The organism is Actinomadura sp. NBRC 104425, assembly GCF_030269545.1.
Lineage (GTDB): Bacteria > Actinomycetota > Actinomycetes > Streptosporangiales > Streptosporangiaceae > Spirillospora > Spirillospora keratinilytica.
The window spans coordinates 1-658 of the sequence record NZ_BSTN01000096.1 but is presented as its reverse complement, the minus strand read 5'-3'; the positions used below and the strand labels follow the sequence as shown (position 1 = coordinate 658).

Sequence of the window (658 nt, the reverse complement as noted above, 5' to 3'; positions counted from 1 at the left end):
CGGGTGTTGGCGATCGGACGACCGAACGGCACCGGACCATCACGATCCGGATCCACCGCCCCGCAGGCCACCATCACCGTGGCCTCCGTCGGCCCATAGGTGTTCACCAGGTTCCGACCCGCCGACCAGGCCCGTGCGACTGCCCCACTGATCGCCTCGGCCCCCACCAGCAGCGTCCGCACGCCGACCCAATCCTCGGGATCGACCACCTCCAGGACGGACGGCACCACGCTCGCCACACCGACCCCGGCCAACGCACCCACCAATCGGGGTTCGGAACGTTCGCGCTCTCCGGCGACCCATAACGTCGCCCCGGACCCCAGCGCGACCCCGACATCCAGCACCGACGCGTCGAACCCGAACGAGGCGAACTGCAACACCCCGACACCCGGACCCGCACCCATCACCGGCCCGAACACCGACACCAAATTCGCCAAAGAACCGTGGGAGACACCCACGCCCTTCGGCACACCGGTCGAACCGGACGTGTAGATCACGTACGCCAGGCCACGCGGATCCACCTGCGCGGGCGGCACCGCCTCGACGGCGTCCACCGCCCCCAGATCCTCGACCGCGATCACCGGAACATCGGCAACCGACACGTCTTCGAGCAGGTCGCCGGTCGTGACGAGGGCGACCGCGCGGCTGTCGGCCAGCA

Annotated in this window: 1 protein-coding gene; it reads right to left on the bottom strand. The window is 69.8% G+C overall.

Annotated elements, in window-relative coordinates; translation table 11 throughout:
• Positions 1-658: AMP-binding protein (locus QSK22_RS33270; protein ID WP_285498476.1), on the bottom strand; the 658-nt coding region annotated here is incomplete at both ends.